Consider the following 26,970-nt stretch of genomic DNA (forward strand, 5'->3'; position numbering starts at 1 on the left):
ATATGAAATTATATCGACGATTCATTAAATTTCAACACAATTAAAATGAAGCTACCTTTTCTTCAGCCACTTCTGCAATCTCTAAAATTTGTAGCAGGCTCTCCACTTCATAAGTCGGCTTAACACTTGCCTTATTCTCTTTCAAACTCGGATTATACCAACACGTATCAATGCCGTAGTCTTCTCCACCTTTCATATCAGAAGTTAGCGAATCTCCAACCATTAGTACACTTGATTTATCCGTAATTCCGAATTTCTCAAATGCATAATCAAAAATCTCACGTGCTGGTTTTTGATGACCAACTTCTTCAGAAATAATAATATGATCAAAGAAATTACATAAAGGCGAATTTCCGATTCTTGATTGTTGCACCTTCGTATATCCATTCGTAATAATACCTAACTTGCAATCTTGTAGATTTTCACATAATTGTACTGCGCCTTCTATAAGATGTACTTCTTTCTCTAAATTTTCAAGATATACATCACTAAATTGCTGTGCATCTATGTCTATATTATGAAGTGCAAATAATTGTCTAAATCGATCTACTGCTAATTCACTTAGCGTAATCATTTTATTTTCTAAATCTCTCCATAATCCATTACTAATCTCTTTATAGCTTGCAAGATAATCATTATACCCTGTAGGCATGCCGAACTGTACAAACGCATTGTGTAATGCGTGTCTTTCCGTTTTTGGGAAATCTAATAATGTATCGTCTACGTCGAATAATATAAATTTGTATTTCATGATGTTCTCCTCAATTCCTATTTTAAAAGCTTCGTTCTCATTGCTTATAAACTTTTATATATTTCGTGATGAAGCGCTTTAACCCGCTCTTTATAGAATACACCTTTATCTTTTATTTTCAAATGTGCTATAAATAAGTTTGCTAGCATGACTGCTGTATCTAGTCTATAAAATAAACTAACAATATGAGGAGTAACATTAAAGATACTATCATTCTTATATCCATCTTTAAATTCATCCCAACTAACCTCATTTGTTTCAGCTATTCTCATAAGCTCCAGTAATGGATGACCAATTAAAGCGTTATCCCAATCAACTATTGCTTTAACTTCTCCATTATACCCGATTAAATTGGCTGGTCGAATGTCCATATGTAATAAACATTTTACATGATCTGCTGTACTAAGAATATATTCAATTGTTTTTGTATCCGGAAGATTAATTTTACAGTTTGTGATTGTATTAAACCCTTCTATCCGTTTCACAATTCGTTCTGCTATATACTTACTAATGGGCTCTCTAATATTTTGTTTGTAATACAAACCATCAATTGGCATACTATGAAGCTTGCTCACTAACTCCCCTATTTTGCATGCGGAAATTGGCATATGATCAGCATACACACAATCCGAAATTAAAAAATCAAGTTCGGTTGAAAGATGCAATCCGTGTATCCTTGGTACTGGAATACCTTTTGAATGACAATACTTAGACAGCTCCGCTTCCTTTTGCAACGAAATCCGACTGTTAAATAAGTCTTCATTTATATTTTCCACTTCCCTTTCCCACGGTACTCGAAATGCCAAAGACCCCTTTTCTGAATCTCCTTGAAAAACAATATTTTGCACTCCCGTTCCAATCACCTTTAAATCTTGAATAGCTAGTTCCTTATACTCTTGACTTAGTATTGTTACCAGCTTTTCTCTTAACCCCTCTGCTTTTACACGTGTATGAATCATTTTATCCCCCGATTCTTAAGTTCTTTTCATCCATTTTCTCCTCGGTGCACAACATCCTCATTAACAAAATTATAACAACAATAGTAAAAGGAGGCTAATCCAAATCAGCCTCCTTCTCATTATTAATCTTCCAGCAATAACACTTTCATTTCTTCTAACGAATCTTTCGTAAAGCCAAGAGCTTTTTCGGCGTATGCTTCAACTGATCCGTATTGCTTTTGGATTCCATCAATCGCAGCTTGTAAATATTCGGCGCGCGCTTCAAACATTGCACCTAATATCGCTCTGCTCTCATCGTTTTGTAATTTCGCACCTAAAAAGGCCATCATTTTTTCATTTAACTTTTCACGGAATCCGTTACTTAATAAGTAATCTTCCATTACTGTTTTTTCCGGTACACCTAGTAAAAGTAATAATAATGCTGAACCAAATCCAGTACGATCTTTTCCAGCTGTACAGTGGTTTACTAACGGTAAGTTTTCCGGGTTTTGCGCTAAGTTTAAGAAGCTCACGAATGCCTCGTTGCCACTTACAAAATCCTGATTCATTTTCACAAGATACTCACCTGGTTTTCCTAACATAGAAAGGTCACCAACTTGGAAAAACTCATTTATATTTAAGTCTTTCGCTAAGTCTTGCATAACTGGTAAGCACACTTGACGAGCACCTGTAATTTCTGGATTCGGCTTATGCTTCACTTCAAAGTCTGTACGGTAATCACAAATTAACTTTAAGCCAGACTTTTGTAAATACGCAATATCCCATTCTGTTAGTCCGGCTAATTCTTCAGAACGGTATAATTTGCCCCATTTCACTTTACGGCCTTCTGTCGTTTCATATCCTCCCATATCACGGAAGTTAAACGCGCCTTGTAATGGCAGTCTACGCTCAGCTACTGTTACTGCTTGTCCATTACTTCCTACTAATCTAAAATATGGACGTTCATTTTCACTCGGGTTTTCAATTGTATATGATAATTCTCCATTTACCGTTGCAAGTAATTCTCCAGTTTCTTCAACATGTTCTGGTGAAGTACTCCAATAAATACGAACTTCTTCTATATTATTTTCCCATTTTATTTGTAACGTATTATCTTCATTTCTCTCTACAGTTGCTTGTAGCCAATTTCTTTGCTGCTCCATTCTTTCACCAACGCTTTCTCTTATAGTCAAATCTTACTCTATTTTATTATAGGAATAACTTCTTTGTCGTTCTCATTTTTCTTTTTATCTTACAAACAGGCGAAAAGTTCTTTTACTTGTTCAAAATTTGTACACGGGTTCCCACTAGATGTGTCCCAGAGTATATCTTAAAACTCCCTCACATACCGCTCAGTACAACTCAGCAACTGACATCCATTCTTTTCAAAAACATCCTTCATCCATTCATTTTGTATATTTGTCTCACCAATATAATAAGATGCACCTATTTCCTTTAAGACAAACATCGCACCTGCAAATAATGCCTCTTCATATCCCTTATTACGCATATTTGGAGTAACTGCGAAGTACATAAGTTTCCCTTCTTCTAACGTACCTCTTTCAATATGCGGGATTACAATTCCTATCTGCTTTTCATCGACACTCGCTGTTAAGCAATGTTCTTTCCATTGCTCACCAATTTCTTGTAGCATCATATGCACAACTTGATCATGAGCGACTGGTTCTCCCGTCGCTTCATTCCACAGTGAATAAAAAGCCTCTTCTCCAACTTCTTCAATAAGCTTAAAATCAATTTCACTTTCTACATCTTCTACTTCATATATATCTTTAAATACAATCATGTTTTCCGTAACATATTCAAATGAATACGTTTCAAAACATTTTTTATACACATCATAATTTGGACTTTTTGAAGAGATTTCAAAATATAGTTTTTCTAATCCATCTTTTTTAGCTTCAACAACGCAATATTGCATCATTTCCTCTAATTGCTCTTCTGTAAAAATCTCTGCATTATTTTCTTTTATCATAATAGAAGAAACATTTCTTCTTATTTTAAAATATTTTTCTAACTGTTCTATCGTCGTCATATTCTTCCCTCATCTATATCATACTCGAATTTCTAATCGTTCTCCTTGCATGAGCAGGATTGTCCTTGAATATATAGAATACTAGAAAAGATCGCATCTTTAAAGTGCGGAGGAGGTTCTCCAGTGGATATTACAGCATTGCAACAACAGTTAGAGCTTATACAACAAAATGACTATACGCAACTACAGCATATAGACGTAAATGAGTTAACTTTGAACATGCTTCAGTATATCGGAACGACTGATAGCTACGTTCGTTACCAACTTATATATAAATGTTTTGCGCATTTCATTCATCATGAATTCCTTATGGATGATCAACTGAAATTACTTCTGCAAACTTGTTTAAGTGATGAGTATTTATATTGTGACATTTACTCCCCACATACAGATGGGGTTTTCACACGTTCTTACACTGTTTCGTTAATTGCGTTAATACTCCAATTCGCTAATTCGCACTACTTTTGTACAGAGGAGGATATCGAAGAAATAAAAAATAAACTCATTACTTACACAAACTTAGAAACAGATTTTCGGGGCTATATCGAAAATAAAGGATGGGCTCATTGTCTTGCTCACGTATCTGATGCCTTTACTGAAATTGTTCATAATACGTATACCACTTTTGAATGGTACGAAGAATTAATTCATTGTTTATTAAATAAAATCTTTATTCCATCTGACCTTTTTCATAATAACGAAGATGAGCGCATCGTTACTCCATTACTAGCAATGCTGTATCATGATTTTCCTCAAAACGAGTTAATTTCTATTATTCAAAAAAAAATAAAAAGGCTTCCTCAAATTAGAAAACGCCTTTCGCTTAATGAGTATTGTATTTTATGTGCCAACATTAAAACCTTTTTACGCACATTATTTTTTAGAACGAAAGATGACCATAACTTAGCCTTTACAGCACGTAAAACAGAAAGAATGTTAAAAGAACTTCCTAACTATTATTAAATACAAGGAGCAATGACATGGGTTATATTGAAGATATGAGAAATCTAGTAGGAAATCATCCACTTATTTTAATAGGTTCGCACGCCATTATAGTAAATGAAAAAGATGAAGTATTGCTGCAGCTCCGTACAGATTTTAACCGCTGGGGCATTATTGGCGGTGCTTTAGAATATAACGAAACATTAGAAGATGCTTTAAAACGAGAAGTGTTTGAAGAAACTGGACTTATTATTAAAAATCCAGAACTATTCCGTACATACTCAGGGCCAGATTTCTTTCAAATCTATCCAAATGGCGATCAAGTACACGGTGTACTCGTTGTTTATATTTGCCGAGAATTTTATGGGGAGCTTGTATGTGATAAAACTGAGTCAAAAGAATTACGTTTCTTTCCGCTTGATGAGTTACCTAGTACTCTTCATCCAGTCATTGAGAAGATTCTTCGCGATTTTCATCACTCCAATAAAAAATAGAAATCAAACAACCTCATTTCCCATCATTACAACGTGAAATGAGGTTGTTATCGTTCACCGTAAATCCCTATTTCCCCAAAATGATATTAACGCTCTCTTTTTACAACTTTATATCCCTTTATAAAAAGGATAGTTATATAAGAAACAATAAATGAAAGAATAGTATACATGCCCACCCAAAAGAAAAATGCTGGATCGTGCACTGTAACATTTAACATAAGAAAAATAAGAAATGTTACTATTGGCATCACATAAAATGTACCTACTTTATATGCTCCAGCTATTGAAACAATACAAACAAGCAATGGATATATACAGAAAATAAAAATGATTTCACTCAACGTTATGTCCCCCCTTTCTGCAGAAATAATAAGTTTCTCGTACACATTTGGGGGAACAACAAAATTTTATTTTTTATCAATTATTAGTAAATATAATGTTAGATTGTTATCTCAATCTGATTTCCTTCAGGATCACTTACTACACTTTCATAATAACCATCCCCTGTAGTACGCGGCCCGTTTAACACTGAGTATCCTGCTTCTCTTAATGTATTAGTTAATTCGTTCACTTTTTCTTTACTATCTACTGAAAAAGCAATATGCGCATATCCTATTGTTTGTGTTTGTACTTTCTCGTCTATCCCTACCTGCTTCATAAGTTCTAGACGCGCACCGCCTTCAAAAGTTATGAAATAAGATTCAAACTGCTTTTTCGGATTGTGATATAAGCTATTTTCTTCACCACCGAAGTACTGTTTATAAAAATCACGCATTCTTTCTAAATCATTCACCCAAATTGCTACATGTTCAATTTTCATAATCGACACCTTTTCTTTTATGTTATTCAACTGGCAATTGGATGCTTCATTGCCATTACATTTAATTTTCTTTATTTGTTCTCGTAATCATAAGATCAAGTCCAAGGCTTTTTAACCCATATAAATAATCTTCTTTCCAGTTGCTCACTGTTATTTTCGGAATATGTTCTGCCGGAATGTACTGCGGACAACTTTTTACAATCTGATCTATTACAATTTGGTTCACTTCATCATCACAGAAGATGAATCCATGAGGGTTAATAATAGCTATACATGTAGCTATTAAACGAGTAATAGCATCTATATTATATTCCTCTGGATTATTCGAATCTTCACTTCTCAAAGCTTGCAAGAAATTTTTATTATCGTACTGCGGGACGAAAGATATCTCTCCTGAGAAAAATGTGCTTCCGCGTACGACATCTCCATTTACCATAATCCCCGCACCTGGGCCATTTTGACCTGAATACAAATATACAAGAGAGGAATTTTCATTGTTTCCAGTATTTTTATGATAGCCGAGTACTGCAGCATTCATATCGTTTTCTATTACTACTGGTATAGAAAACAGTTCCTCCAAGTGACTTTTCAAATTAAAATTTTGGAACTTTTCATATCCAGGAATATAGAAAATACGCCCATTATCGACAGCACCAGGAACACCAATTGAGATTGAACTTATCTTTGGAAACGTAGCTATAAGACTTTCTATATGTTCTGTCAATACACTTAGACCCGTATCGATTAATGCACTTGAAGTACTGCCTTGTTCTTTTACTTCCCCTAAACAGTTAAAAATTGTATAGTTCGTCTCATTTTTTTCTAAAAATATCGCTAAACCTAACATATATTCTGGATTATATTCATATCGTTTTGCTCTTCTTCCACCACTTGAATCATCTAAACCGGCTAAAGTGACTTCACCGTCTTGTTTCATTTTTTCTATAAATTTACTTATCGTTGGAAAACTGATTTCTAATGTATTACTAAGTTCAACTTTCGTTGCACTACCTCGCTCTAGAAGAGCTGTACGAATGCCGCGAAGGATCGTCTCTTTAATCGATTTTTGAGTAACAAATTGTTCACTCAAATCGCTCACCACCTTAATCAACATACTTATTAAACACTTTTAATAAGTTGCGTTGACAATATATCATACATCATTTTCTAAAGCAATGAACACTCCCCCACTTAGCAAAGCTTGAAGTGGGGGTTTCTAACGTTTCGACCTAACGGACGATTAACGTCAGGGGAGTTAACACATTAGCGAGCTGTTTCACGCTTAACCCCTCTATCCCATTTGTCCATGCATTTGGGATTACTTTTCGTAAAATGTTAGCCGCAGCATTTACATCTGCATGAATTAAAGTTTTATTTGCTGAACGATATATGCCGCGCTTTATTCGTTTTCCTGAAAAAGTTGTATTTTGGTCATTTTCTCCATACGTTGGAATGAAGTCGTTATCCAGAAAACTTGCTTTCGATGTATATGATTCTTCAGTTACAACAACTTGAATGCCTACAGCATTTGCTTTGTATGTAATCATTTGAATCAGTAAATTATGCGGGATATGACAAAACGATTGGTTATTTCTTTTTCCCATATTCGTTTCTTGTTTCCAACTTTTGTTTTGACCAATAACGATTTTACAAACTTCTTCTTCTTGAGCTAGTTTTACGATATGGTGACTAACTTTATGGAAGACGTCTTTTATTTTCAAGTAACGTTTTTGATGAAGTTTTTCTATCCTTTTAGAAGTAAAAGGTCCTTCATTCGTTTGTTTTCCATTTCTAAGAATGCTTGTAAAATGACTCTTCATTTTGTTGTAATATTGATTTATGCTTTTGATATGTTTGCCCTTAACAAGGACAGGTTTCATACCTGTGTTTGTTACGATGGTTGCAAGGTTATCAATCCCTAAATCAATACTCATATAACGAGCATTCTCTTCAATCATTTGTTGTTCAGAAGGAACATCAATTACCAATTCCACTACATATTCATTGTATTTTGGAATCACACGAACTTGTTTCAGTTTACCTTCAGTGAAACCTAGTTTCCCAATATTTAATTGCAATTTCGTCTTTGGAAACTTTAAAAATCTACCGTTTTTAATGATGCAATCTTGGTTTGTATACAGAATCTCTTTTTCAGAAGAACGAATATACTTTGGAATCCTAGGCGTTCCAGCATATTTGTTTGGATTCTTTTTATAGTCTTTTAAACTAGCAAAAAAAGATTTCCAATTTTGGAACAAACCCTTCATGATTGACTGGCTACATTGCGTAGGCAAAGCTCGATAATCATTTTGAATCATAGCCTTAAATAGTGCATCTAGAAAGTTGTAATCTACATAAGGTTTTTCAAAATTAGGTTCTGAAAACAAATTACATGTAATCTCTTTCTGTTCTTCTTTAGGCTTTAATTTCTCTTTTTCCAATTTCTTCTGATAGGCAAGAAGTTGTGTGTCATTCATCTTATCAATATTTTTATGAATATTATCCAGAACTTCTTTTTGCAAAGGCTGCAACTCTTTTTCTTGTGTTAATCCAGTGTACACCTGGCGTATATAAAAGTTTGTGGTGTTGTACATGTTCTTAGCGTTATGACAACATTCTTGAAAATAAGAATACATACGATGCCCTTTTTTAATCCAAATTTGAAGAGTTTTATAGTTTGACGGATTTTCCTTTGTCATTTTATTCACCTCCTTGTTAAGGATATTATAGAAAAACAGAACGTATGTTTCTATTGTTTTCTTGAAAATAAAATATTTCTTTCGATTCACCTCACCACCTTCACTTACGTTTAGAGGTGGGAGTCCTCTCGAAAGGCATGATAGAAACTTACAGCAAACGAGAAAACCGGCAAAACAAATACGAAAAAGAGCGTTTCAAGAAGTAAGTAATGTCTTCGTACGATTTTCCGTACTATTTTTCTTTATATGAAACATCTTTCACCTTTTCTATACGATACGACATCTGTTTATTCATGCACTCATAAAAAACGATTTCTATAAGTCTATCGTTTTAATAACTTTAGCTGGGTTACCACCAACAACTACATTATTAGGTACATCTTTTGTCACAACTGCCCCTGAAGCAATTACAACATTATCTCCAATTGAAATACCAGGGTTAATAATAGCTCCTCCGCCAACCCAAACATTGTTACCTATCTTTACCGGTTTTCCATATTCTTTGCCAGAGTTTCGTTCCACCGGATGTAATGGATGAGTAGCAGTATAAATGTGAACACCAGGTGCAAACATACAATTATCACCGATTCGAACTTCACAAACGTCCAAAATCACACAATTGAAATTTGCGAAAAAGCTCTTTCCGACATGAATATTGTAGCCGTAATCACAACGAAAATCAGGATTAATTTGTGCTTTCCCATCAGTTGAAGAACCTAAAAGCTGATTTAATAACGTAAAACGCCTCTCATCTCCTGTCTCCATCGCCTCGTTATAAAGGCGTGTTAAACGTTTTGCCTCCACCCTATCAGCCACCAATTCTTCGTCATCCGCAATATACATTTCTCCTGCCACCATCTTTTCTTTCTCCGTTTTCATACATTCATCTCCTTTTTTATTGAATAGGGCCAACTTATTAAACACCTTTAATAAGTGACTTTAATTTTACTTATTAAACATGTTTAATAAGTAACCCTATATTAGCATATTTTTTCATATATGCAACTAATAAGTTCGGAAAAGAAGTGCGAACTCCTTACTTCACCTAATGATATTACTTGATGGCATTTAACTTATATCACGCACTATACATTGTTTTTCATTAAAACCGTTAAGACTCATCATTACATAAAATCCCCTCCTTTAGGCGCTCATGAGCACACCAATATGGAAATCAATTGTTAATAAAAAAGAGATTGACCCAAAAGTAGCTGAATAGCTACTTGGGTTAACCTCTTTTATTTATTATCTTTATTTAACTCTTCTACAATGTCCCTTTTTCCTATTCTATTAGCAAAAGGGATAAAAATAATAAGGACTATTCCGAACATCCCCGCTACTACCGTTACGATAAGTTTGAAATCAAAAAATAAAGGTGTACGATCTATTATACTTACCATATAGGTTAATAATATTCCTATAACAACCCCAAGTACTAATCCGATAAGTACATATAAATTAACTTGCGTCAAAATAACTTGTACAATCCCCTTTTTCTTAACTGTTATCGCTCGTAAAATAGCAAACTCTTTTCTTTTAGATTGAATATTATTTATAAGTGTATTACATACCCCTAATGTTACACTAAACAAAATTACTACAATAACAACGATGAATATAGACCACCTTTGCTGGAACATTAAATTAGATTGCTTTAACGATTGAGTATAACTACTTATTTTTAATTGTGGATATTGACCTTTCACTTTCTTTAATTGCTCCAACGTCTCTCTCTCATTATTTGAACTAATAAATGCACGCTCAAAAACTGTATAATCTTGTTTATATGTTACATTACTCCAATCCATAAGTACCGAAGGAGAATTCGGTAGCTCGTTAACAATTAATCCAACTTCTACCTTACCAGTCGGTCTAACTTTTTGTTCCTGTTCTGAAAATAGACCCAATTGAACGATATCCCCTACATGAAGTTTATATCGCCCCGCTAACTCTTCTGTAACAATTATACTATTCTCTAAATTTGCAGGTACTTCTGGCAGTAACCCTTGCTTTTCCATTTCCTTTACATCACCTAAATTATAGTCAAAAGTAATATATTTTTCACCTTGCTTTAATTCTGCCAGTGAGTTCGTACTAATCGTACTAGTTCCTTTTACACTACTTATTTCTTTAAATATATTTTGTATATGAGGTGAGGAAATTGTTGAATCATTATTCAAACGATTTTCCACAACAATATGTGTTGGAAATTCTCTTTTTAAATATCTTTCATTATTTTTTTGCATCGTTTTAAATATAGTGGAACCGAAGACAACTATCACCATCATTGTACTTATCATTAAGATAACAAATGTATTTTTTCTTACTTGCGGAATTACATTTTTAATAGCAACAAATGTATTCCTTCCAAATATTTTTTTCATTATAGGTAGACATGCTATTAATATCGAAGAGAGATAAGTCGGAAATAAAATATATACTCCTAAAACGAGAAATATAGCTCCTATTAATATCACTATTGCCTGCGTATCTCCCGTATTTGCTACAAACCCACCTAAAACAGTTAAAAATACGCTACTCATTAAAAGAAATTTCCCCATAATACTGCGTGTTTTTTTATTAGAAAAATCGGATTCTTCATTCTCCCGCATAAGCTTTACTGGCAATATTTTCGAACTTCTGTATGACGGATATAACATAAACAGTTCAATAAAAAAGATACTAAAAATCACTGTTACAATTGCTATTGTATAGTCAAAATTCATTGAATTAATTTGAAAAGCAAATACACGCTCTAGCCAACTTTGTAAAAAACGGTTACTTATTACAGCTAGTAACAAACCTAATATTCCACCAAAGAAATTGATTACACTACATTGAATAAATATAACTTTAAACATTTGTTTCGTTGTTGCTCCCATTGATCGCATAATAGCAAATTGACTTTTATATTTATATAAAAACACTTCAAAATTAGACACCAACAATAACGCAGTAATAATAAGTATTAATGTAGATAAAACGATTATAAAAATATGTAATGATGCTAAATTACTTTTTAAAAACTCGTCTTCCTCCGCAATATCGATTCTTAATTCTTTGTCTATTTTATGAATTTCACTAGACAATGCTAGTACATCTGCATTCTCTTTTGCTTTTATTAACAAATAAGTAGCTTCATTGTGTTTACCCGTTTTTTCATATACGTGCTGTTTCACCACACCTTCAGATAAAATAAGTATATCTGGAGCTAAACCTCCAGCTTCTATATCAGGCAACACTTCTTTTACTACATATGATTTATTTTCGATTTCAATCTTTTCCCCAACTTTTACTTGTAAAGTTTCTGCTAATCCATCATTTAATGTTACTTCTTCATTTGATATATTTTTAGAAAAGTGATATCGACTTTTAGATAATGAATCAATTTGAACACCTACTGTATAAATAGCTGAATTCAATTTATTTACTTGCAAATGATTTACTAATACTTTTGACATGTATTCAACATTTTCTTGTTCCTTAATATTTTGCAGTAAAGATTTATCCATCAACTTATTTTGATCAGGATTATATCCGACAGATAAATCCATATCTCCGTATACATTTTTCACTTCATTTATAACAGACTGTTTCGCATGACTCGAAAATACAATCATCGTAACAATTAGAGAAACAGCCAACATAACGCTAACGATAGAGGAAATAGCAGTGAATTTATTCGTCTTAAAAAAGCGTAAACTTAATCCTCGTACTGATTTTATCATTTTGATTTCTCCATTAATTTTCTGAATTTATCTAAAATAATATTCATATCATTTACTCCATGAGAACACGTATAATCATCAACCACTTCTCCATTATGAAAGAAGAGAACCCGATCTGCATACGTAGCAATGTGGGGATCATGAGTAACAAGAATCATACTTTGATTAAATTTTTGTTTCATATCGACTAGTACTCGTAAAATATCATTAGACGTATTGAAATCTAAATTTCCAGTAGGTTCATCTGCAAGAACAATTGGAGGAGATGTTATTAACGCCCTACCAATTGCAACACGTTGTTGTTGTCCCCCAGAAAGCTGCACTGGTTGATGATTTTTCCAATTTACTAAACCTAGAACATCTAATATTTTATTTGTTTTTTCTCGTATCTCCTCTTCTGAATCAGCTGATAATATGAGGGGTAACGCAATATTTTCTTCTACAGATAAATCCTTTAATAAATGAAATGACTGGAATATAAATCCTATGTTATCCCTTCTGTACTCTGTCGCATACGGTTCAATGAACATATTTTCAGGTACTTCACCATTTACATAGATAACCCCCTCATCAGGCTTATCTAGAGCACCAAGAATGTTCAGTAATGTACTCTTTCCAGATCCACTCGTTCCCATTATGGCAATGAGTTCTCCTTTATTTAACTCCAAAGATACATTTTGTAAGGCTCTAACATTTGTATCTACACTCTCATATGTCTTACTTAAACCTTGAACTGCTAACACAATTTCACTCATCTTTATTCACCTCAACATGATTAAATGTTATTTCCTCCATTAGATTAACTTGAATTAAAATTTTTTCTTTTAGATTACTAGGTGGTACAATTTCTGTTCCTATTTGAACGAGTAACATTTTTAATTCGAGAATTGTAACCATTTTTATCCCTCCCTCAATCTATATTGGTAACAAATTAAAATTTCGTTCGATTTTTTTATAAAAAAATAAGGGAACGCTCAGCATCCCCTCTCAAATCCAATCCGTTTTTTAATTTCCGCTAAATTTACCCTCGCGATTTTTCTTGCTCGCTCAGCACCTTTTTCTAACGCTTCATATAATAAATTTGGTTCATTCATATACATAGTGTATTTCTCACGAGGTCCAGCTAACTCACGATCTACAACGCGAAACAACTCTTTTTTCACATCGCCCCATCCGATTCCAGTCTCATATTTTTCACGCATCGACTGTATTTCAGCCTCTGTCGCAAATTCTTTATAAATTGTAAATAAGATTTCTAGTTCTTTCGGTTCATTTGGAAGTGAAGAATCTGTTTTGATTTTAAATATTAACTTTCGTAGTTTTGCTTGCTCTGCAAATAATGGGATCACATTTCCGTAACTTTTACTCATCTTCCTTCCGTCAAGACCAGGTAAAATAGCTCCTTCTTCTTGTATGACATACTCTGGAAGTGTAAATGTCGTGCCAAATGTATGATTAAAATAAGTCGCAATATCACGCGCAATTTCAATATGCTGAATTTGGTCTTTTCCAACTGGTACATGAGTAGCTTGAAATAATAATATGTCAGCTGCCATTAAAATCGGGTACGTGTATAACCCCATATTCACTCCCGCATCGACCTCTAACCCTGCTTCTTTATTTTGCTCCACCTTCGCTTTATACGCATGAGCACGGTTCATAAGACCTTTCGGAGTTAGGCAAGCTAAAATCCAAGCTAATTCTAGAATCTCCGGCACTTCTGTTTGCCGATAAAAAATAACATCTTCTCCAAGTCCAAGCGATAACCAAGTAGCTGCTACCTCTTTCGTATAACTGCTGAACTTCTCTGTATCATGAACAGCATTTAATGCATGATAATCAGCTATAAAGTACAATGCTTTTCCTTCATTATTCTTTGACATTTGTAATGCAGGTTTAATCGCACCAATATAATTTCCTAAATGCGGATAACCTGTCGGCTTAATTCCTGTTAACATTATTTTCTCACTCACACTAACTCCTCCTTTCTCAAAATAAAAAGAGCCTCTCATCCTTAAAAAAGGACGAGAGACTCCCGCGGTACCACCTTAATTAGCTATCATTATAGCTCACTTCAACTTCTTAACGTGAAGTAACCGTCTTTACCTACTCATTTCAGTTAGAAGCTCCAGAGCCCATTCCATATTCATCCCTTACTGATTTCCACCACACATCAGCTCTCTAAAAAGTTTCGAATATGTACTCTTCTCTTTCATTGCTTTTTCGTTATTTTTTACAGTTTATCACATTTCACTTCCAAATAAACCCTAATTTTCTATTTTATATAGCAGGAATTTCCACTTCAATTGTCTAATGTTATATAGGTTTGTAGAAATATTCGAAACAACTTTGGAGGTTTTTTCATGGTAAAATATATAGCAATTTTAGGTTCAACAGGATCCATCGGCACATCTGCATTAGATGTCGTTTCAGCTCATCCTGAACATTTTAAAATCGTTGGTTTAACCGCAAATTATAATATCGATCTTCTTGAGCAACAAATCAAAACGTTTCAACCTCGTATTGTAAGCGTTGCGACAAAAGACTTAGCAGACAAGCTTCGTACGCGTATTTCAGCAAATACAAAAATCACACACGGGACTGATGGCTTAATTGCAGTAGCTACTCACCCTGATTCAAATCTTGTATTAAGCTCTGTTGTAGGTGTTTCAGGATTACTCCCAACAATTGAAGCATTAAAAGCGAAGAAAGATATCGCTATTGCTAATAAAGAAACTTTGGTTGCAGCTGGACATATCGTAACTGAACTAGCGAAACAAAACGGATGTCGCTTAATTCCAGTAGATAGTGAGCATTCAGCTATTTTCCAATGTTTAAACGGAGAAAATAATAAAGAGATTGAGAAGTTAATTGTAACAGCTTCCGGTGGTGCTTTTCGTGATAAAACACGTGAAGAAATGCAAACATTACAAGCTAAGGACGCTTTAAAACATCCAAACTGGTTAATGGGTGCAAAACTAACGATTGATTCTGCCACATTAATGAATAAAGGCTTTGAAGTAATGGAAGCGAGATGGCTATTTGATATTCCGTATGAAAAAATTGATGTAATGATTCATAAAGAAAGTATCATTCATTCTTTAGTAGAATTTATTGATGGATCAGTTATGGCACAGCTCGGTGCTCCTGATATGAGAATGCCGATTCAATATGCGTTTCACTATCCTACTCGGCTACCTTCTTCCTATGAAAAATTAAATTTATTAGAAATCGGTAGTTTACATTTTAAAAAACCAGATTTAGAGAAGTTCCCTTGTCTACAATACGCATATGAATGTGGCAAAATCGGTGGTACTACTCCCGCTGTATTAAATGCAGCAAATGAAATTGCGAATGCACTATACTTAAAAAATGAAATTGCCTTTTTCGATATTGAAAAAACAATTTACAAAACAGTTGAAGCTCATCATAATGTAAAAGATCCTTCACTTGATGCTATATTGGAAGCGGATCAATGGGCACGCCAATATGCAAATGAATTGTTAATAAAAAAGAGCTAAAACAGTTCCCACTGTTTTAGCTCTTTTTTTCATGTATTCAACTTAACAAATCTATAACCGTGTGTAACTAACACTTTTAATATCGCATATCCTGGAATGGCTAAAATAATGCCCATAATCCCGAATAAGTTTCCGGCAGTTAAAATGATAAATATGATTGTAATTGGGTGAATATCTAACTTCTTACCCATAACTTGCGGAGAAATAAATTTACCTTCTGCTAATTGTACAACCATCATTACAATAATTACCTTTAAAACCATCCCTGGCGAATCAATAAACGCAATAATTAACGCTGGTGTAATTGCGATAATTGGTCCTACGTACGGAACGATATTTACAATCATCGCTAAAATAGCGAGTAGTACTGCATATTTAATACCGATAATAAGGTAACCGATTAATAGCATAATACCGATAAACAAGCTAACTATAATTTGCCCTCTAATGTACGAACTAATCGCATAATGCATATCATCTAGTATTCTCATTGCTGCTGGTTGTCTTTGCTCTGAAATAAACTTTAAAAAGTGATTCGGCAATTGCTCACCATCTTTTAAAAGATAGAACAATATAAATGGAACCATTACAAATGTTAAAACAACCTCTGTAACAGTACTCAAAAATCCAGTTACATTCCCAGTTACTGATGATAATGACTTTGTAAAATCAACTGTGTATTCTTTTACCATATTCGCAACATTAATATTTAAATTCTCCTGAATTTTACCGAGTAAATTACTTTCCCCGAATCTACGTGCTGCTTGTTCAATCTCATGGCCAAAATACGGTAAGTTATCAATTAATGCATCAATTTGATCTTTAATAATAGGGATAACCGTTACAACTAAAAATACAAATAATCCTAGTACGATTAAATATATAGAAGCTATCGATACGATTCTTGAAACACCTTTCTTTTCTAAAAGCGAAACGAATGGATGCAAAATATAAAATAGCACGCCTGCTAATAGTACTGGGAAGAAAATTGTTTTTAAAAATACGATAAACGGTGTAAAAACAAATGATATTTTTGTTAGCAATAAAATATTAATGAACAATAACGCAAATCCAAGTAATACCGCCAAATAATTTTGTTCTCTAAAAAACTTTCTTAACTTATCTCTTTTTCTTATATTTATTTTCTCCAATGAAACCACCTCTTCGAATGATGAAAAGCCCTTATTCAGGGCTCTTCATCATAATCTATATCTCTATTTCCTTGCAGCTTTCACTACAAATGATACAATAATAATTAACACGATTGCACCTAATAATGCCGGCACGACATGAATCCCACCAAATGATGGCCCAAAGGATCCAAATAATCTACCACCTAACGAAGCACCTAATAAACCTGCGATAATATTTCCGAACATACCACCTGGGAAATTTTTACCCGTTATAGAACTAGCAATTGCACCTATAATAGCACCAACTATTAATGTGATAATCCATCCCATTTTTAGTCCTCCATTTCTATTATAGTTTGTATGATTCAATACAAACATATGTATTTATCATTGCTAATCATATTTCACTAAAGAAATATATTTACTACTATTTTACATATGGAGATACATATATTATATGCAAAAAAGAAAAATATTGTCAAACTCACCCATAAAGCAATTATATTCATATACCATATTTAAAGGAGGCTTCATTATCTATGATTCTTAAGTTAAATTCCACTTCTTTTGAAGTAGCAACATCCATTTTACAGGTTCAAATTCCAGCTTATAAAGTTGAAGCAGACTATTTAAATAGTACTGCCATACCTCGTTTATATGATACTGTAAACGATATTCAAAGTTGTGTTGAAACATTCTATGGATATTTTTCTGAAAATAAACTTGTCGGTTTTATTTCTTTTGTACAAGAAGAAAAATTAATCGATATCCACAGGTTAGTTGTATCGCCCGATTTTTTCCAAAAAGGAATCGCAACGAAACTCCTAATTTATATATTTAACATGTTCCCTTCTTCTATGACATATATTGTACAAACGGGTAAAGCGAATACCCCTGCTATTACTTTATATAAAAAACACGGATTCATTACAGTATCAGATACAATACTTCCTGACGGTATGATTCTTACGCAATTAAAAAAGACAGAATACACAAAATAATTTGACTTGTTCACTCCTTTATGTTATTTTTTACTTTATAAAACCTTTTGCTGAGTCCAAATTTTGGAGCGGGGGAACCAATTTTGTAGCTATGCTACTTGGGGCGAATCTTTTTTAAGTAGGGAAACTCTCACTTCCCGAGTCCGACAGCTAACCTCGTAAGCGTAATGGGAGAGGAAGGTGTTTTTTGCCTATGTTACACATTTTGCCTCCTTAATTATAAATATGGGATCGATATCAAATAGTCACCTATATTTATAGAAAAGGAGAATGTATTATGTTACGTTTATCTGATCACGCAATAAAAATGATGGAGCAAAGACTTCGATTAGAACAACATCGCACATATCAAGCAAATAAAGTTGTAGATAACTTACATCACAAATACTTCTTTCAACATATTTTTCAACCAAAAAGATAAAGAAAATGTTTATTTAATATTAAAAAACACAAGGTGTGTCTTACAAAGACATTCCTTGTGTTTTTTATATTCTTTATAAAATTCTCACTACATTTAAACTTGCTGTAATCGCACCTGCTATAGTAGTCACATGCCCTACACCTAACGGGCCATTTTGTAATATTAATGTTGAATTGGCACTCGTCACATTCACAAGAAGTGTATTTGAAATGGCTGGTTCGATTACGACAGTTGATGTCGTTACGTTTTGTATAAAACTTCCTGTTAGCTGCGTTCCATTTAATAGCAATCTAACAGATACTGTCTCATTCCCCCCATTTGCATCCCCTTGAAAATAGTAGCTTACTAAATATATTCCTGGCGTCGCTACTGTGACTGTCGTAGCACTAGTTAAAGATACACCAGTGCCATATACAGTGGACCCTGAATTAATTGGAATGTTGGCATTTGCAGCAATTGTACTTGTTGATGTAGAAAAGAAATATCCGCCACCTGTCGATATAGCAGATGATCCTGTTGCTCCTGTCAAGCCAGTTGGACCCGTGGCACCTGTTGGACCCGTTTCCCCCGTTCCCCCTGTTGCTCCAGTTATTCCTTGTATGCCTTGTATTCCGGTCGGTCCAGTTGCACCAGTCGCTCCCGTCTGGCCGGTTGCTCCGGTTGCTCCTGTCACACCCTGTGGACCTTGGATTCCTTGTGGACCGGTTGGACCCGTCGCTCCCGTCTGGCCGGTTGCACCAGTTGGACCTGTTATCCCTTGTGGTCCTTGGATTCCTTGTGGACCTTGTGAGCCCGTTGCTCCTATCTCTCCAGTTGCTCCCGTCTGCCCTGTTACTCCTTGTGGTCCTTGAATTCCTTGGGGACCTTGAGGCCCCGTTACTCCAGTTGGACCTGTTGCTCCAGTTGCTCCGGTTGGTCCCGTCGAACCGGTTACCCCTTGAATTCCTTGCGGTCCAGTTGGGCCGGTTGGACCAATAGGCCCTTGGATTCCTTGGATTCCTTGAATGCCCTGTGGACCGGTTGGGCCTTGTAGACCTTGTATGCCTTGAATTCCTTGTGGTCCTGTCGCCCCTGTTGGACCAGTTGGACCCTCTGGACCTTGCACTCCTTGGATTCCAGTCGAACCGGTTGGACCGATATTTCCTTGAGGTCCCTGTATGCCTTGAATTCCTTGTGGACCGGTTGGGCCTGTTATGCCGCTCAGCCCTTGTACTCCTTGGATTCCTTGGGGTCCAGTTGGTCCCTGTATGCCTTGAATCCCTTGTAACCCCTGTAAACCAGTTGGACCCGTTGCTCCCCTTACGCCTTGCTCACCTTGTATGCCTTGAATTCCTTGTGGGCCGGTTGGACCGATTAGCCCCTGTGCCCCTTGCACACCTTGCGGGCCGGTTGGGCCGGTTGCTCCTACCGGTCCCTGTATCCCTTGTAAACCTTGTAGACCGGTTGGACCTGTTACTCCCATTACACCTTGAGGTCCTTGAATACCTTGATCACCCGTTGGACCAGTTGTCCCCATTGGTCCCTGCACTCCTTGCACTCCTGTTAAACCTGTTGCTCCAGTTGGTCCCTGTACTCCTTGCACTCCTTGAATTCCAGTCGCTCCCGTTGCTCCGGTCGCCCCTGTTGCCCCTGTTGCTCCCGTCGGACCTGTTGGGCCCCCTGGTGATCCTGCTGGACCTGTTGGACCTGTCGGGCCTCCCGGTGGCCCCGTTGGACCTGTTGCTCCCGTCGGACCTGTTGCAGAACCAGTCGGACCAGTTATCCCAGTTGCTCCTGTCGGTCCTGTTGGACCGGGATCACCTTGTAAACCAGTTGGGCCTGTTGGACCGATTTCACCTTGCACTCCTTGAATTCCTTGAGATCCTGTTGGACCGACCTGCCCCATCTCACCTTGTGGACCTTGTAAACCTTGGACGCCAGTTACCCCTGTTGGTCCCATTGGACCTTGTTCTCCTTGAATTCCTTGAGATCCTGTTGGACCTGTCGGGCCAATTGGTCCCTGAATACCTTGTATACCTATTACCCCTTGTAAACCACTACTCCCTAAATTCCCTTGAACACCTTGTATACCCGTATTTCCAGTTGGTCCCGTTGGACCGATTTCACCTTGTACTCCTTGTATACCTTGTATTCCTGTTGGACCTGTTAACCCGATTTCACCTTGCATTCCTTGTATACCTTGTATTCCTGTTGGACCTGTCGGACCTATTGGGCCAGGAATTCCTTGTATCCCTTGAATACCAGTTGGACCTGTCGGACCTCTTTCACCTTGAATTCCTTGAACACCTTGTATTCCCTGTGGCCCTCGTTCTCCCATAGGTCCTTGATTACCTTGAGAACCTTGTGGTCCAGTTAAACCCGTTGGGCCTGTTGGACCATTTTCTCCCTGCACCCCTTGCACTCCTTGTATTCCTTGAGGACCAGTTGGACCGATTGGACCTTGTACGCCTTGTATTCCTTGTGGTCCAGTCGGTCCACCTAAAGCACCGGCTGGACCGGTTGGTCCAGTGGGCCCCGTAATACCTGGCGGCGGAAAAGGAATAGGTGCTTGAAACTTACTACACTTATCTTGATTCTTCACAAGCATCTCCTCCCGTTTGTAACGCATCAAACTATTTGTAATATGTTTAAGCTAGCTGTTATTACTCCCGCTAATGTCGTTACATGCCCAATAGCTAATGGACCATTTTGTAATGACAAGGTGGAATTTGAAGAAGTAACTTGAATTATCATCGTATTAGAAATCGCTGGTTCCAATAAAAAACCTGCTGTAACATAAAAAATAAAACTCCCTGCGACTTGCGTTCCGTTTAATGTCAGCCTTACTGAAATCGTTTCATTCCCACTAGTTGGATCACCTTGAAAATAATAACTTACTAAATATATTCCCGGCGTACTCAACGTTACAGTTGTTGCACTTGTTAAACTAATTCCTGATCCAAAAATTGTAGAACCAGAATTGATTGGTATTAGCGCATTCGCTGCAATTGCACTCGTTGCAGTGGAAAAGAAATAACCGCCCCCACTAGGTAAACCAGTCGCTCCAGTCGCTCCTACTATTCCCGAGAAGCCTATTGCTCCTACGCTACCAGTTGCACCTGTAGGTCCAACCGCTCCGTTTTGCCCCTGACTACCTTGCGCTCCAACTGGTCCTATACTACCACTAGCACCTGTCACTCCACTTGCTCCAGTTGGGCCTTGCAAACCTTGAACTCCTTGTATACCTTGTATTCCTTGCGGACCCGTTGCACCTGTAATTCCTGTCGTTCCCGTTATTCCTTGTATTCCCGTAATCCCTTGCACTCCTTGCACACCTTGTGGTCCAGTTGCCCCGGTTGCTCCAGTAGCCCCAGTTTCACCCGTTGCACCTGTAATTCCAACATTTCCTTGTGGACCTTGGGGCCCTTGACTACCTTGCGCTCCTTGGACTCCTTGAGGTCCTGTTATACCAATTTCCCCTGTATTTCCTTGGGGGCCTCTAATTCCTTGTGCACCTGTTGGACCGATAATTCCTTGCACACCTTGTATTCCTTGCACTCCTTGAGCTCCTGTTGGACCCGTTATTCCTTGTAATCCTTGAGGACCTTGCAAACCAATAGCTCCAGTCGGTCCTATTATTCCTTGTACTCCTTGAGGACCTTGGGCACCTTGTGTACCTGTTAATCCGGTAGTCCCTTGTATCCCTTGAACCCCTTGAGGACCTTGTGTTCCAGCTGCTCCTGCTTCCCCTTGAATTCCTTGTACGCCTTGGATTCCTTGTGCTCCAGCAGGACCGGTTGCTCCTCGGATTCCTTGTGCACCTTGAGTTCCTTCCGCTCCTGTAACACCAACTGGACCGGATACGCCTTGTATTCCCACCATTCCTTGTGCACCTGTTGGACCTATTACACCTTGAATACCTTGAATACCTTTAGGACCTTCTGCACCAGTTGGACCAGTTACTCCCAGCGGACCTTGTATTCCTTGAGAACCTTCTGCACCAGTTGGACCTGCTATACCTTGGTTACCTTGAGGACCTTGGGCACCTTGTACTCCAACTGCTCCAACTACACCTTGGGAACCTTGCGCTCCCCTTACACCTTGATGACCTGTTGGACCGGTTATACCTTGCACTCCTTGCGCTCCAATTGGACCTATCTCTCCGCTTACACCTGTTGAACCAGTCGCTCCCGTTGGACCTGTTGGACCTCCTGGTGGACCTGGTGGACCTGATGGACCAGTCACTCCACTAGATGGACCAATTGGACCGGTTGTTCCCGTCGGACCGCCCGGTGGTCCTTCTAAGCCTTGAATACCGATACTACCCGTCGCTCCCGTTATACCTCTTATTCCCTTTATCCCTTGAAAGCCTGTTGCTCCCGTTATACCTTGTATTCCTTGCACACCTTGTGGGCCTTGTAAACCTATTGCACCTGTTATCCCCTTTATTCCACTTATCCCTTGAGCACCTTGTATTCCAGTAGAACCAGTTGGACCCACTTCACCTTGTATTCCTTGAGCTCCTTGTGGCCCTTCCTCTCCAGTAATTCCTTGTATCCCTTGGAGGCCGTCTTCTCCTTGTATACCAATAGCCCCTTGCTCTCCTTGTATTCCTTGAACACCTTGAGGACCTTGTCGACCAGTTACACCCGAGACTCCAGTTATGCCTCTCTCTCCCTGCATTCCTTGTGCTCCCGTTTGTCCTCGCTCACCTATTTCCCCTTGTATTCCTTGTGTGCCTTGTATACCTTGACTACCAGCAGGACCCGTAGCTCCTTGTATTCCTTCTAATCCTTGTACTCCAATATCACCAATTAAACCTTGGTTTCCAATTAATCCTTGAGCACCTTGGAGACCAGTTGGGCCAGTTATACCTTGCTCTCCTGTATCACCAATAGCTCCTTGTATTCCTTGTGCTCCTGTTGTCCCTCGGGGACCTTGTATCCCCCTGATACCTTGAGGACCTTGGGGCCCAGTTGCTCCCGTCGGTCCAGTCACCCCTGTAGGACCAACAGGACCTTCATGCCCTCCAGTTGGACCGATTGGACCACTATTACCTGTCGGACCAGTTGCTCCTATAAGTGGAAGAGGCAGTGCCACTCCGAATTTTTTGCAATTTCTATGATGACGCACAACAATCCCCCTCCCCAAAAATAATTACACTTTTTATATGAAATGCATTTTTATAACAAAAGTACACATTTAACCTCAATTTTATTAAAATAAAGAAGCCTATCATTTGTTTGAAATGATAGGCTTCTTTTATAAAAACAGTTTACTTTCTAGCTTTCATAATAAAAGTAGTTGGCACCATCCTAGCTTTATATAAAGAATAATATTTCGTAGACAGCTCAGTTAGTTCTTCATCAAACGAGCTCGATGGTTCAGGCTCTTCTATTCTCTCAATTTTAAATCCCGCTCTATTTAACTCATTTATGTATGTACTTATTTTTCTCTTATATAATGTCGCTTGTACATTTTCTCCTTTAAATGTTTCAAACGTAATGGGTGTTTCCTCATGATAAGAAGACTTTATAGCAACTTCTTCCGTACCATACTGTAAGTTTGAATATACTGGGTGCTCCCAACTAAAAATAAAACTTCCCCCTGGCTTTACATATGAATAAATCAGTTCCAACGTTTTTCTTAAATCCGAAGTCCAACCTAATGCATAAATGGAATATACAATATCAAAATATCCTTTCGGAATATCTCCTTCTTCTTCCATTGCTCCGCATACTAACTTTGGATTCCAATCCTTTAACGTCTTATTCGCTATTTCAATTTGTGTACTCGAAAGATCAAGCCCCCATAATTCCTCTGCCCCTTGTTCCGCCATATATTGCAACGAATGCCCACTTCCACAGCCAATATCAAGAACCTTTTTCTTTCTGATTGAATCGAACAAACGAATCTCATCTTCAGACGCCGTATACGGACCATATTTAGGTAAACAATCCACTTGAAAGAAATAAGGTGCAACTGTATCCCAACACTTTTTATTTAAAGCTAACATTTGCGTACCTTTCATATTCTACATTCCCCCATCCATTTTTCTTTCTCTAATATTAATTACATATCATAACCAGATCGCCCTTTTCTCTTCGCCCGGTAGTTTTTCACTTTCGCAATCGTACCGCATGCTCTTCCTCCTTCTTCTCCAGCATACATGCCGCACCATCTTTTACTTCCATTTCGCGAATGATCATAAAATACCCAGCGACAATCTGGACATGCTTTTAACCTTCCCCACACATTTTCTTGAATTGACATTAACACAATGCTTAACACTTTTGTATACACATTCTCTTCATATACCGGTTCATATGTAATACCTTTCATATCATCCTTTATATGTACATGAAATGGGTATTTCTCTAACCATTTTTGCAATGATCCTTCGCCTTCAATTGTCATCCGAATATCTTCCCGAAAACCTCTTAATTCCTCTATTGTATGAAATGGAAACTCTTCATCAAAATATTCTTTCATAAAGAGCTTTATGTCTTCTTCTGTTTGCAGCAAATCAATTGGCTCTCTCGTATCGTTTGGTATTCTCCATGTATTTAAAAATTCCCGAATATATTCTAGTTCATTTGGAGCGTTTTGATTCAATTCGATCCACCTTCTTCTTAAAATTTACTTTTTTCTGACTTTATGTATAATTATAGTATAAAATAGTTAACCATCAAATAATTTTACTGGTTACATAATTAGGAGGATTTCTATGAAAAGTTTCTCAACACCGATACGTTTCATGCTTATTTCTTCATTTTTTATGTCTTTTGGGTATTTTGCAGTATACGCATTTTTAGCTATTTATCTATTAACCTTTCTTCATTTTTCTGCTGTCCAAGTAGGAACAGTGTTGACGGTTATGACAATTACATCACGAGTTATCCCATTATTCTCAGGGTTAATTGCTGACAAAATAGGCTATATCATTATGATGATAGCCGGTTTATTTTTGAGAGGAATCGGATTTATCGCTTTAGGAATATGCTCTGATTTCTATACAATTTCTATTTCTTCTGCACTTATTGGCTTCGGAACTGCATTTTACGAACCTGCTACGCGCGCCATATTCGGTTCACAACCAGCTCATTTGAGAAAAAATTTATTTACATATTTAAACCTTAGCTTTAATTGCGGTGCAATAATCGGACCAATTGCAGGAGGGTTCTTACTCTTACTTGATCCAATCTATGCCTTCTCTCTAACAGGATCACTTATGCTGTTATTCGCTTTTATCTTTTACTTACTTAAAAATCACTTCCAAGTCACTACTGAAAACACGTCTATTACATTAGGAATACAGGCCATCTTACAAAACAAGTCTTTCCTTCTGTTTTCCTTTATCATGATTTTCTTCTACATTATGTTTACTCAGCTTACTGTCGCACTTCCACTTCATATGAAAAACATTAGTAATAGCAATCAACTTGCTACACTCGTTATTACGATAAATGCGATAACAGGCGTCATATTTATGGTATTATTCCGAAAATTATTCCACAAATACAACACACTTTCGATTATTAAATACGGTGTTTTATTAATGAGTATTTCCTTTTTACTCATTCCTTTATTTCAACACCCATATTGGCTCTTTATTTGTGTAATTTTATTTACAATCGGTGAAACACTCGTATTACCTAACGCTGATATCGCTATTGCAAATTACAGTAATGAATCATATACAGCCACTTTCTTCGGATTTTATCAACTATCACTCGCATTTGGCTTTATCATCGGTAATTATACCGGTACATCTTTTACAGCCAACTTAAGCGGAATGTATACACCATGGCTTATTTTCGGTGGAATAGGACTTATTGGTTTTATTTCATTACATATTTTAAATATGAAAAAGGATTTCCTAAAGAAGATATATGCCTACTGTAAAAATACTAATTTACGGCAATAAGTAAACTTTCATTCTCCCTTAAATTGGATATACACCCTGTTTCATTTTACATATTATGGTACAATTAAGAGGGTACTAACTAAACATTTACGCTCCACACTAGTAATCTAGCAATACCAAAATCAAAAATCACATGGAATTGAGGGATGTTATGAAACAGAAATTAGCCGTTCTTCTATTCACTGGAATCATATTATCAGGATGTTCAACTATAGCAGAGAATTCTTTAGAAAGCGGGAAAGGCAGTATGGAATTATTAACACCAACGATTACAGCAAAAGACAATGAATTAGAAATTAAAACTAAAGGCATTGATGAAAATAAAGTAACTTTTATTTATGTTGCTAATAAAAAAGTGTTGGAACAAAAACTAAAAAATGGTGAATCCTACAAACTTAACATTAAAGATATCGAACACGCTCATAGGACGGACTACAAACCAAAAGTTCAACTTTTACAAACGAAAGATGATAATGATGATGGAGAAATAGTAACCTTCAAACAAGTTAGATATACAGTTAAAAACTAATTTTAAAGTTGTTTCATTATAAATGTAACGAACG

At 36.6% G+C, this 26,970-nt stretch carries 26 protein-coding genes, 1 riboswitch and 1 other annotated feature; of the genes, 7 read left to right on the forward strand and 19 right to left on the reverse strand.

All coding sequences use genetic code 11. The features are described 5' to 3' along the window. Window positions 1-40: 40 nt before the first annotated feature. The 4 genes from QCI81_RS03540 to QCI81_RS03555 all read right to left on the reverse strand — a co-directional run bounded on the left by QCI81_RS03540 (window position 41) and on the right by QCI81_RS03555 (window position 3,742). Window positions 41-751: a YjjG family noncanonical pyrimidine nucleotidase gene (locus QCI81_RS03540; RefSeq protein ID WP_071731043.1), complete on the reverse strand. Its 711-nt coding sequence runs from the start codon at window positions 749-751 to the stop codon at window positions 41-43. 44 nt (window positions 752-795) lie between these two features. Beyond that, window positions 796-1,710, reverse strand: coding sequence for a phosphotransferase family protein (locus tag QCI81_RS03545; protein ID WP_071731041.1), 915 nt, complete (start codon window positions 1,708-1,710; stop codon window positions 796-798). 122 nt (window positions 1,711-1,832) lie between these two features. Then, entirely contained in the window at window positions 1,833-2,852 is a 1,020-nt protein-coding gene (locus QCI81_RS03550) for a tyrosine-protein phosphatase (RefSeq protein ID WP_071731039.1), read from the reverse strand. A 167-nt stretch (window positions 2,853-3,019) separates the two neighbouring features. Next, window positions 3,020-3,742: a GNAT family N-acetyltransferase gene (locus QCI81_RS03555; RefSeq protein ID WP_023522529.1), complete on the reverse strand. Its 723-nt coding sequence runs from the start codon at window positions 3,740-3,742 to the stop codon at window positions 3,020-3,022. Window positions 3,743-3,865: 123 nt separating this feature from the next. Here QCI81_RS03555 and QCI81_RS03560 point away from each other — a divergent pair, with 123 nt between their 5' ends. Both QCI81_RS03560 and QCI81_RS03565 read left to right on the forward strand, forming a co-directional pair. Beyond that, window positions 3,866-4,705 (forward strand): DUF2785 domain-containing protein, encoded by an 840-nt coding sequence (locus tag QCI81_RS03560; RefSeq protein WP_053563955.1) that lies wholly within the window; start codon window positions 3,866-3,868, stop codon window positions 4,703-4,705. Between the two features lie 17 nt (window positions 4,706-4,722). Beyond that, a complete protein-coding gene (locus QCI81_RS03565; protein WP_071731038.1) occupies window positions 4,723-5,178 on the forward strand; it encodes an NUDIX hydrolase in 456 nt (151 codons plus the stop codon). 86 nt (window positions 5,179-5,264) lie between these two features. On the opposite strand, the gene QCI81_RS03570 is transcribed toward QCI81_RS03565, so the two are convergent. From QCI81_RS03570 to QCI81_RS03610, 9 genes are all read right to left on the reverse strand, one after another. Continuing rightward, window positions 5,265-5,519, reverse strand: coding sequence for a YbeF family protein (locus QCI81_RS03570; RefSeq protein WP_001289515.1), 255 nt, complete (start codon window positions 5,517-5,519; stop codon window positions 5,265-5,267). 98 nt (window positions 5,520-5,617) lie between these two features. Beyond that, window positions 5,618-5,998 (reverse strand): VOC family protein, encoded by a 381-nt coding sequence (locus tag QCI81_RS03575; RefSeq protein WP_000687573.1) that lies wholly within the window; start codon window positions 5,996-5,998, stop codon window positions 5,618-5,620. A gap of 61 nt (window positions 5,999-6,059) precedes the next feature. Further along, window positions 6,060-7,088, reverse strand: coding sequence for an ROK family transcriptional regulator (locus tag QCI81_RS03580; RefSeq protein WP_000003038.1), 1,029 nt, complete (start codon window positions 7,086-7,088; stop codon window positions 6,060-6,062). 139 nt (window positions 7,089-7,227) lie between these two features. Beyond that, entirely contained in the window at window positions 7,228-8,697 is a 1,470-nt protein-coding gene (locus QCI81_RS03585; RefSeq protein ID WP_065484525.1) for an RNA-guided endonuclease InsQ/TnpB family protein, read from the reverse strand. Between the two features lie 315 nt (window positions 8,698-9,012). After that, entirely contained in the window at window positions 9,013-9,576 is a 564-nt protein-coding gene (locus QCI81_RS03590) for a maltose O-acetyltransferase (protein WP_000845630.1), read from the reverse strand. Window positions 9,577-9,935: 359 nt separating this feature from the next. Next, on the reverse strand, window positions 9,936-12,425 hold the full coding sequence (locus QCI81_RS03595) for an FtsX-like permease family protein (protein ID WP_071732256.1): 2,490 nt from the start codon (window positions 12,423-12,425) through the stop codon (window positions 9,936-9,938). Next, the gene (locus QCI81_RS03600; protein ID WP_071732255.1) at window positions 12,422-13,180 is read right to left on the reverse strand and encodes an ABC transporter ATP-binding protein; all 759 of its coding nucleotides are present in this window, start codon (window positions 13,178-13,180) and stop codon (window positions 12,422-12,424) included. The genes QCI81_RS03595 and QCI81_RS03600 overlap by 4 nt, the downstream gene beginning before the upstream one ends. Then, window positions 13,173-13,322: a hypothetical protein gene (locus tag QCI81_RS03605; protein ID WP_000256358.1), complete on the reverse strand. Its 150-nt coding sequence runs from the start codon at window positions 13,320-13,322 to the stop codon at window positions 13,173-13,175. The genes QCI81_RS03600 and QCI81_RS03605 overlap by 8 nt, the downstream gene beginning before the upstream one ends. Before the next feature lie 77 nt (window positions 13,323-13,399). Then, window positions 13,400-14,398 (reverse strand): tryptophan--tRNA ligase, encoded by a 999-nt coding sequence (locus tag QCI81_RS03610; protein ID WP_071732254.1) that lies wholly within the window; start codon window positions 14,396-14,398, stop codon window positions 13,400-13,402. A gap of 44 nt (window positions 14,399-14,442) precedes the next feature. After that, window positions 14,443-14,650: a binding site (T-box leader), on the reverse strand. 138 nt (window positions 14,651-14,788) lie between these two features. Between QCI81_RS03610 and QCI81_RS03615 the strand changes: the two genes are divergently transcribed. Continuing rightward, on the forward strand, window positions 14,789-15,946 hold the full coding sequence (locus QCI81_RS03615) for a 1-deoxy-D-xylulose-5-phosphate reductoisomerase (RefSeq protein WP_071732253.1): 1,158 nt from the start codon (window positions 14,789-14,791) through the stop codon (window positions 15,944-15,946). 29 nt (window positions 15,947-15,975) lie between these two features. On the opposite strand, the gene QCI81_RS03620 is transcribed toward QCI81_RS03615, so the two are convergent. Together QCI81_RS03620 and QCI81_RS03625 are read right to left on the reverse strand one after the other, a co-directional pair. Further along, window positions 15,976-17,097: an AI-2E family transporter gene (locus tag QCI81_RS03620; protein ID WP_000411485.1), complete on the reverse strand. Its 1,122-nt coding sequence runs from the start codon at window positions 17,095-17,097 to the stop codon at window positions 15,976-15,978. A gap of 63 nt (window positions 17,098-17,160) precedes the next feature. Then, entirely contained in the window at window positions 17,161-17,409 is a 249-nt protein-coding gene (locus QCI81_RS03625) for a GlsB/YeaQ/YmgE family stress response membrane protein (protein ID WP_069355969.1), read from the reverse strand. A gap of 209 nt (window positions 17,410-17,618) precedes the next feature. Here QCI81_RS03625 and QCI81_RS03630 point away from each other — a divergent pair, with 209 nt between their 5' ends. After that, window positions 17,619-18,080 carry a GNAT family N-acetyltransferase gene (locus QCI81_RS03630; protein ID WP_000601232.1) on the forward strand — a complete coding sequence of 154 codons (462 nt, stop codon included), beginning with the start codon at window positions 17,619-17,621 and terminating at the stop codon, window positions 18,078-18,080. Between the two features lie 38 nt (window positions 18,081-18,118). Next, window positions 18,119-18,261, forward strand: a riboswitch (cyclic di-AMP (ydaO/yuaA leader). Between the two features lie 96 nt (window positions 18,262-18,357). Continuing rightward, window positions 18,358-18,501, forward strand: coding sequence for a hypothetical protein (locus tag QCI81_RS03635; RefSeq protein ID WP_000945246.1), 144 nt, complete (start codon window positions 18,358-18,360; stop codon window positions 18,499-18,501). A gap of 73 nt (window positions 18,502-18,574) precedes the next feature. Here QCI81_RS03635 and QCI81_RS03640 read toward each other — a convergent pair whose 3' ends face one another. The 4 genes from QCI81_RS03640 to QCI81_RS03655 form a co-directional block, all read right to left on the reverse strand. Next, window positions 18,575-21,088 carry a BC_3345 family exosporium-associated protein gene (locus QCI81_RS03640; RefSeq protein WP_353810613.1) on the reverse strand — a complete coding sequence of 838 codons (2,514 nt, stop codon included), beginning with the start codon at window positions 21,086-21,088 and terminating at the stop codon, window positions 18,575-18,577. Window positions 21,089-21,108: 20 nt separating this feature from the next. Beyond that, complete coding sequence (locus QCI81_RS03645; protein ID WP_071731193.1) at window positions 21,109-23,613, reverse strand: collagen-like protein; 2,505 nt, start codon at window positions 23,611-23,613, stop codon at window positions 21,109-21,111. 142 nt (window positions 23,614-23,755) lie between these two features. Next, entirely contained in the window at window positions 23,756-24,511 is a 756-nt protein-coding gene (locus QCI81_RS03650; RefSeq protein WP_000679197.1) for a class I SAM-dependent methyltransferase, read from the reverse strand. A 41-nt stretch (window positions 24,512-24,552) separates the two neighbouring features. Continuing rightward, complete coding sequence (locus tag QCI81_RS03655; RefSeq protein ID WP_001072930.1) at window positions 24,553-25,095, reverse strand: CGNR zinc finger domain-containing protein; 543 nt, start codon at window positions 25,093-25,095, stop codon at window positions 24,553-24,555. A gap of 112 nt (window positions 25,096-25,207) precedes the next feature. On the opposite strand from QCI81_RS03655, the gene QCI81_RS03660 reads away from it, so the two are divergent. Both QCI81_RS03660 and QCI81_RS03665 read left to right on the forward strand, forming a co-directional pair. Continuing rightward, window positions 25,208-26,407 (forward strand): MDR family MFS transporter, encoded by a 1,200-nt coding sequence (locus QCI81_RS03660; RefSeq protein WP_000834875.1) that lies wholly within the window; start codon window positions 25,208-25,210, stop codon window positions 26,405-26,407. A gap of 133 nt (window positions 26,408-26,540) precedes the next feature. Further along, window positions 26,541-26,936 carry a hypothetical protein gene (locus tag QCI81_RS03665; RefSeq protein WP_078994344.1) on the forward strand — a complete coding sequence of 132 codons (396 nt, stop codon included), beginning with the start codon at window positions 26,541-26,543 and terminating at the stop codon, window positions 26,934-26,936. Window positions 26,937-26,970 lie beyond the last annotated feature (34 nt).

The sequence above is a fragment of the Bacillus cereus group sp. MG20 genome (assembly GCF_040459885.1).
GTDB lineage: Bacteria > Bacillota > Bacilli > Bacillales > Bacillaceae_G > Bacillus_A > Bacillus_A cereus.

Coding starts and splice junctions, on each gene's coding strand:
- QCI81_RS03665 (WP_078994344.1), top strand. CDS start 26,541: ATGGAATTGAGGGATGTTATGAAACAGAAATTAGCCGTTCTTCTATTC.
- QCI81_RS03550 (WP_071731039.1), bottom strand. CDS start 2,852: ATGGAGCAGCAAAGAAATTGGCTACAAGCAACTGTAGAGAGAAATGAA.
- QCI81_RS03630 (WP_000601232.1), top strand. CDS start 17,619: ATGATTCTTAAGTTAAATTCCACTTCTTTTGAAGTAGCAACATCCATT.
- QCI81_RS03640 (WP_353810613.1), bottom strand. CDS start 21,088: ATGCTTGTGAAGAATCAAGATAAGTGTAGTAAGTTTCAAGCACCTATT.
- QCI81_RS03615 (WP_071732253.1), top strand. CDS start 14,789: ATGGTAAAATATATAGCAATTTTAGGTTCAACAGGATCCATCGGCACA.
- QCI81_RS03545 (WP_071731041.1), bottom strand. CDS start 1,710: ATGATTCATACACGTGTAAAAGCAGAGGGGTTAAGAGAAAAGCTGGTA.
- QCI81_RS03575 (WP_000687573.1), bottom strand. CDS start 5,998: ATGAAAATTGAACATGTAGCAATTTGGGTGAATGATTTAGAAAGAATG.
- QCI81_RS03600 (WP_071732255.1), bottom strand. CDS start 13,180: ATGAGTGAAATTGTGTTAGCAGTTCAAGGTTTAAGTAAGACATATGAG.
- QCI81_RS03635 (WP_000945246.1), top strand. CDS start 18,358: ATGTTACGTTTATCTGATCACGCAATAAAAATGATGGAGCAAAGACTT.
- QCI81_RS03595 (WP_071732256.1), bottom strand. CDS start 12,425: ATGATAAAATCAGTACGAGGATTAAGTTTACGCTTTTTTAAGACGAAT.
- QCI81_RS03540 (WP_071731043.1), bottom strand. CDS start 751: ATGAAATACAAATTTATATTATTCGACGTAGACGATACATTATTAGAT.
- QCI81_RS03605 (WP_000256358.1), bottom strand. CDS start 13,322: ATGGTTACAATTCTCGAATTAAAAATGTTACTCGTTCAAATAGGAACA.
- QCI81_RS03660 (WP_000834875.1), top strand. CDS start 25,208: ATGAAAAGTTTCTCAACACCGATACGTTTCATGCTTATTTCTTCATTT.
- QCI81_RS03625 (WP_069355969.1), bottom strand. CDS start 17,409: ATGGGATGGATTATCACATTAATAGTTGGTGCTATTATAGGTGCAATT.
- QCI81_RS03555 (WP_023522529.1), bottom strand. CDS start 3,742: ATGACGACGATAGAACAGTTAGAAAAATATTTTAAAATAAGAAGAAAT.
- QCI81_RS03590 (WP_000845630.1), bottom strand. CDS start 9,576: ATGAAAACGGAGAAAGAAAAGATGGTGGCAGGAGAAATGTATATTGCG.
- QCI81_RS03650 (WP_000679197.1), bottom strand. CDS start 24,511: ATGAAAGGTACGCAAATGTTAGCTTTAAATAAAAAGTGTTGGGATACA.
- QCI81_RS03585 (WP_065484525.1), bottom strand. CDS start 8,697: ATGACAAAGGAAAATCCGTCAAACTATAAAACTCTTCAAATTTGGATT.
- QCI81_RS03565 (WP_071731038.1), top strand. CDS start 4,723: ATGGGTTATATTGAAGATATGAGAAATCTAGTAGGAAATCATCCACTT.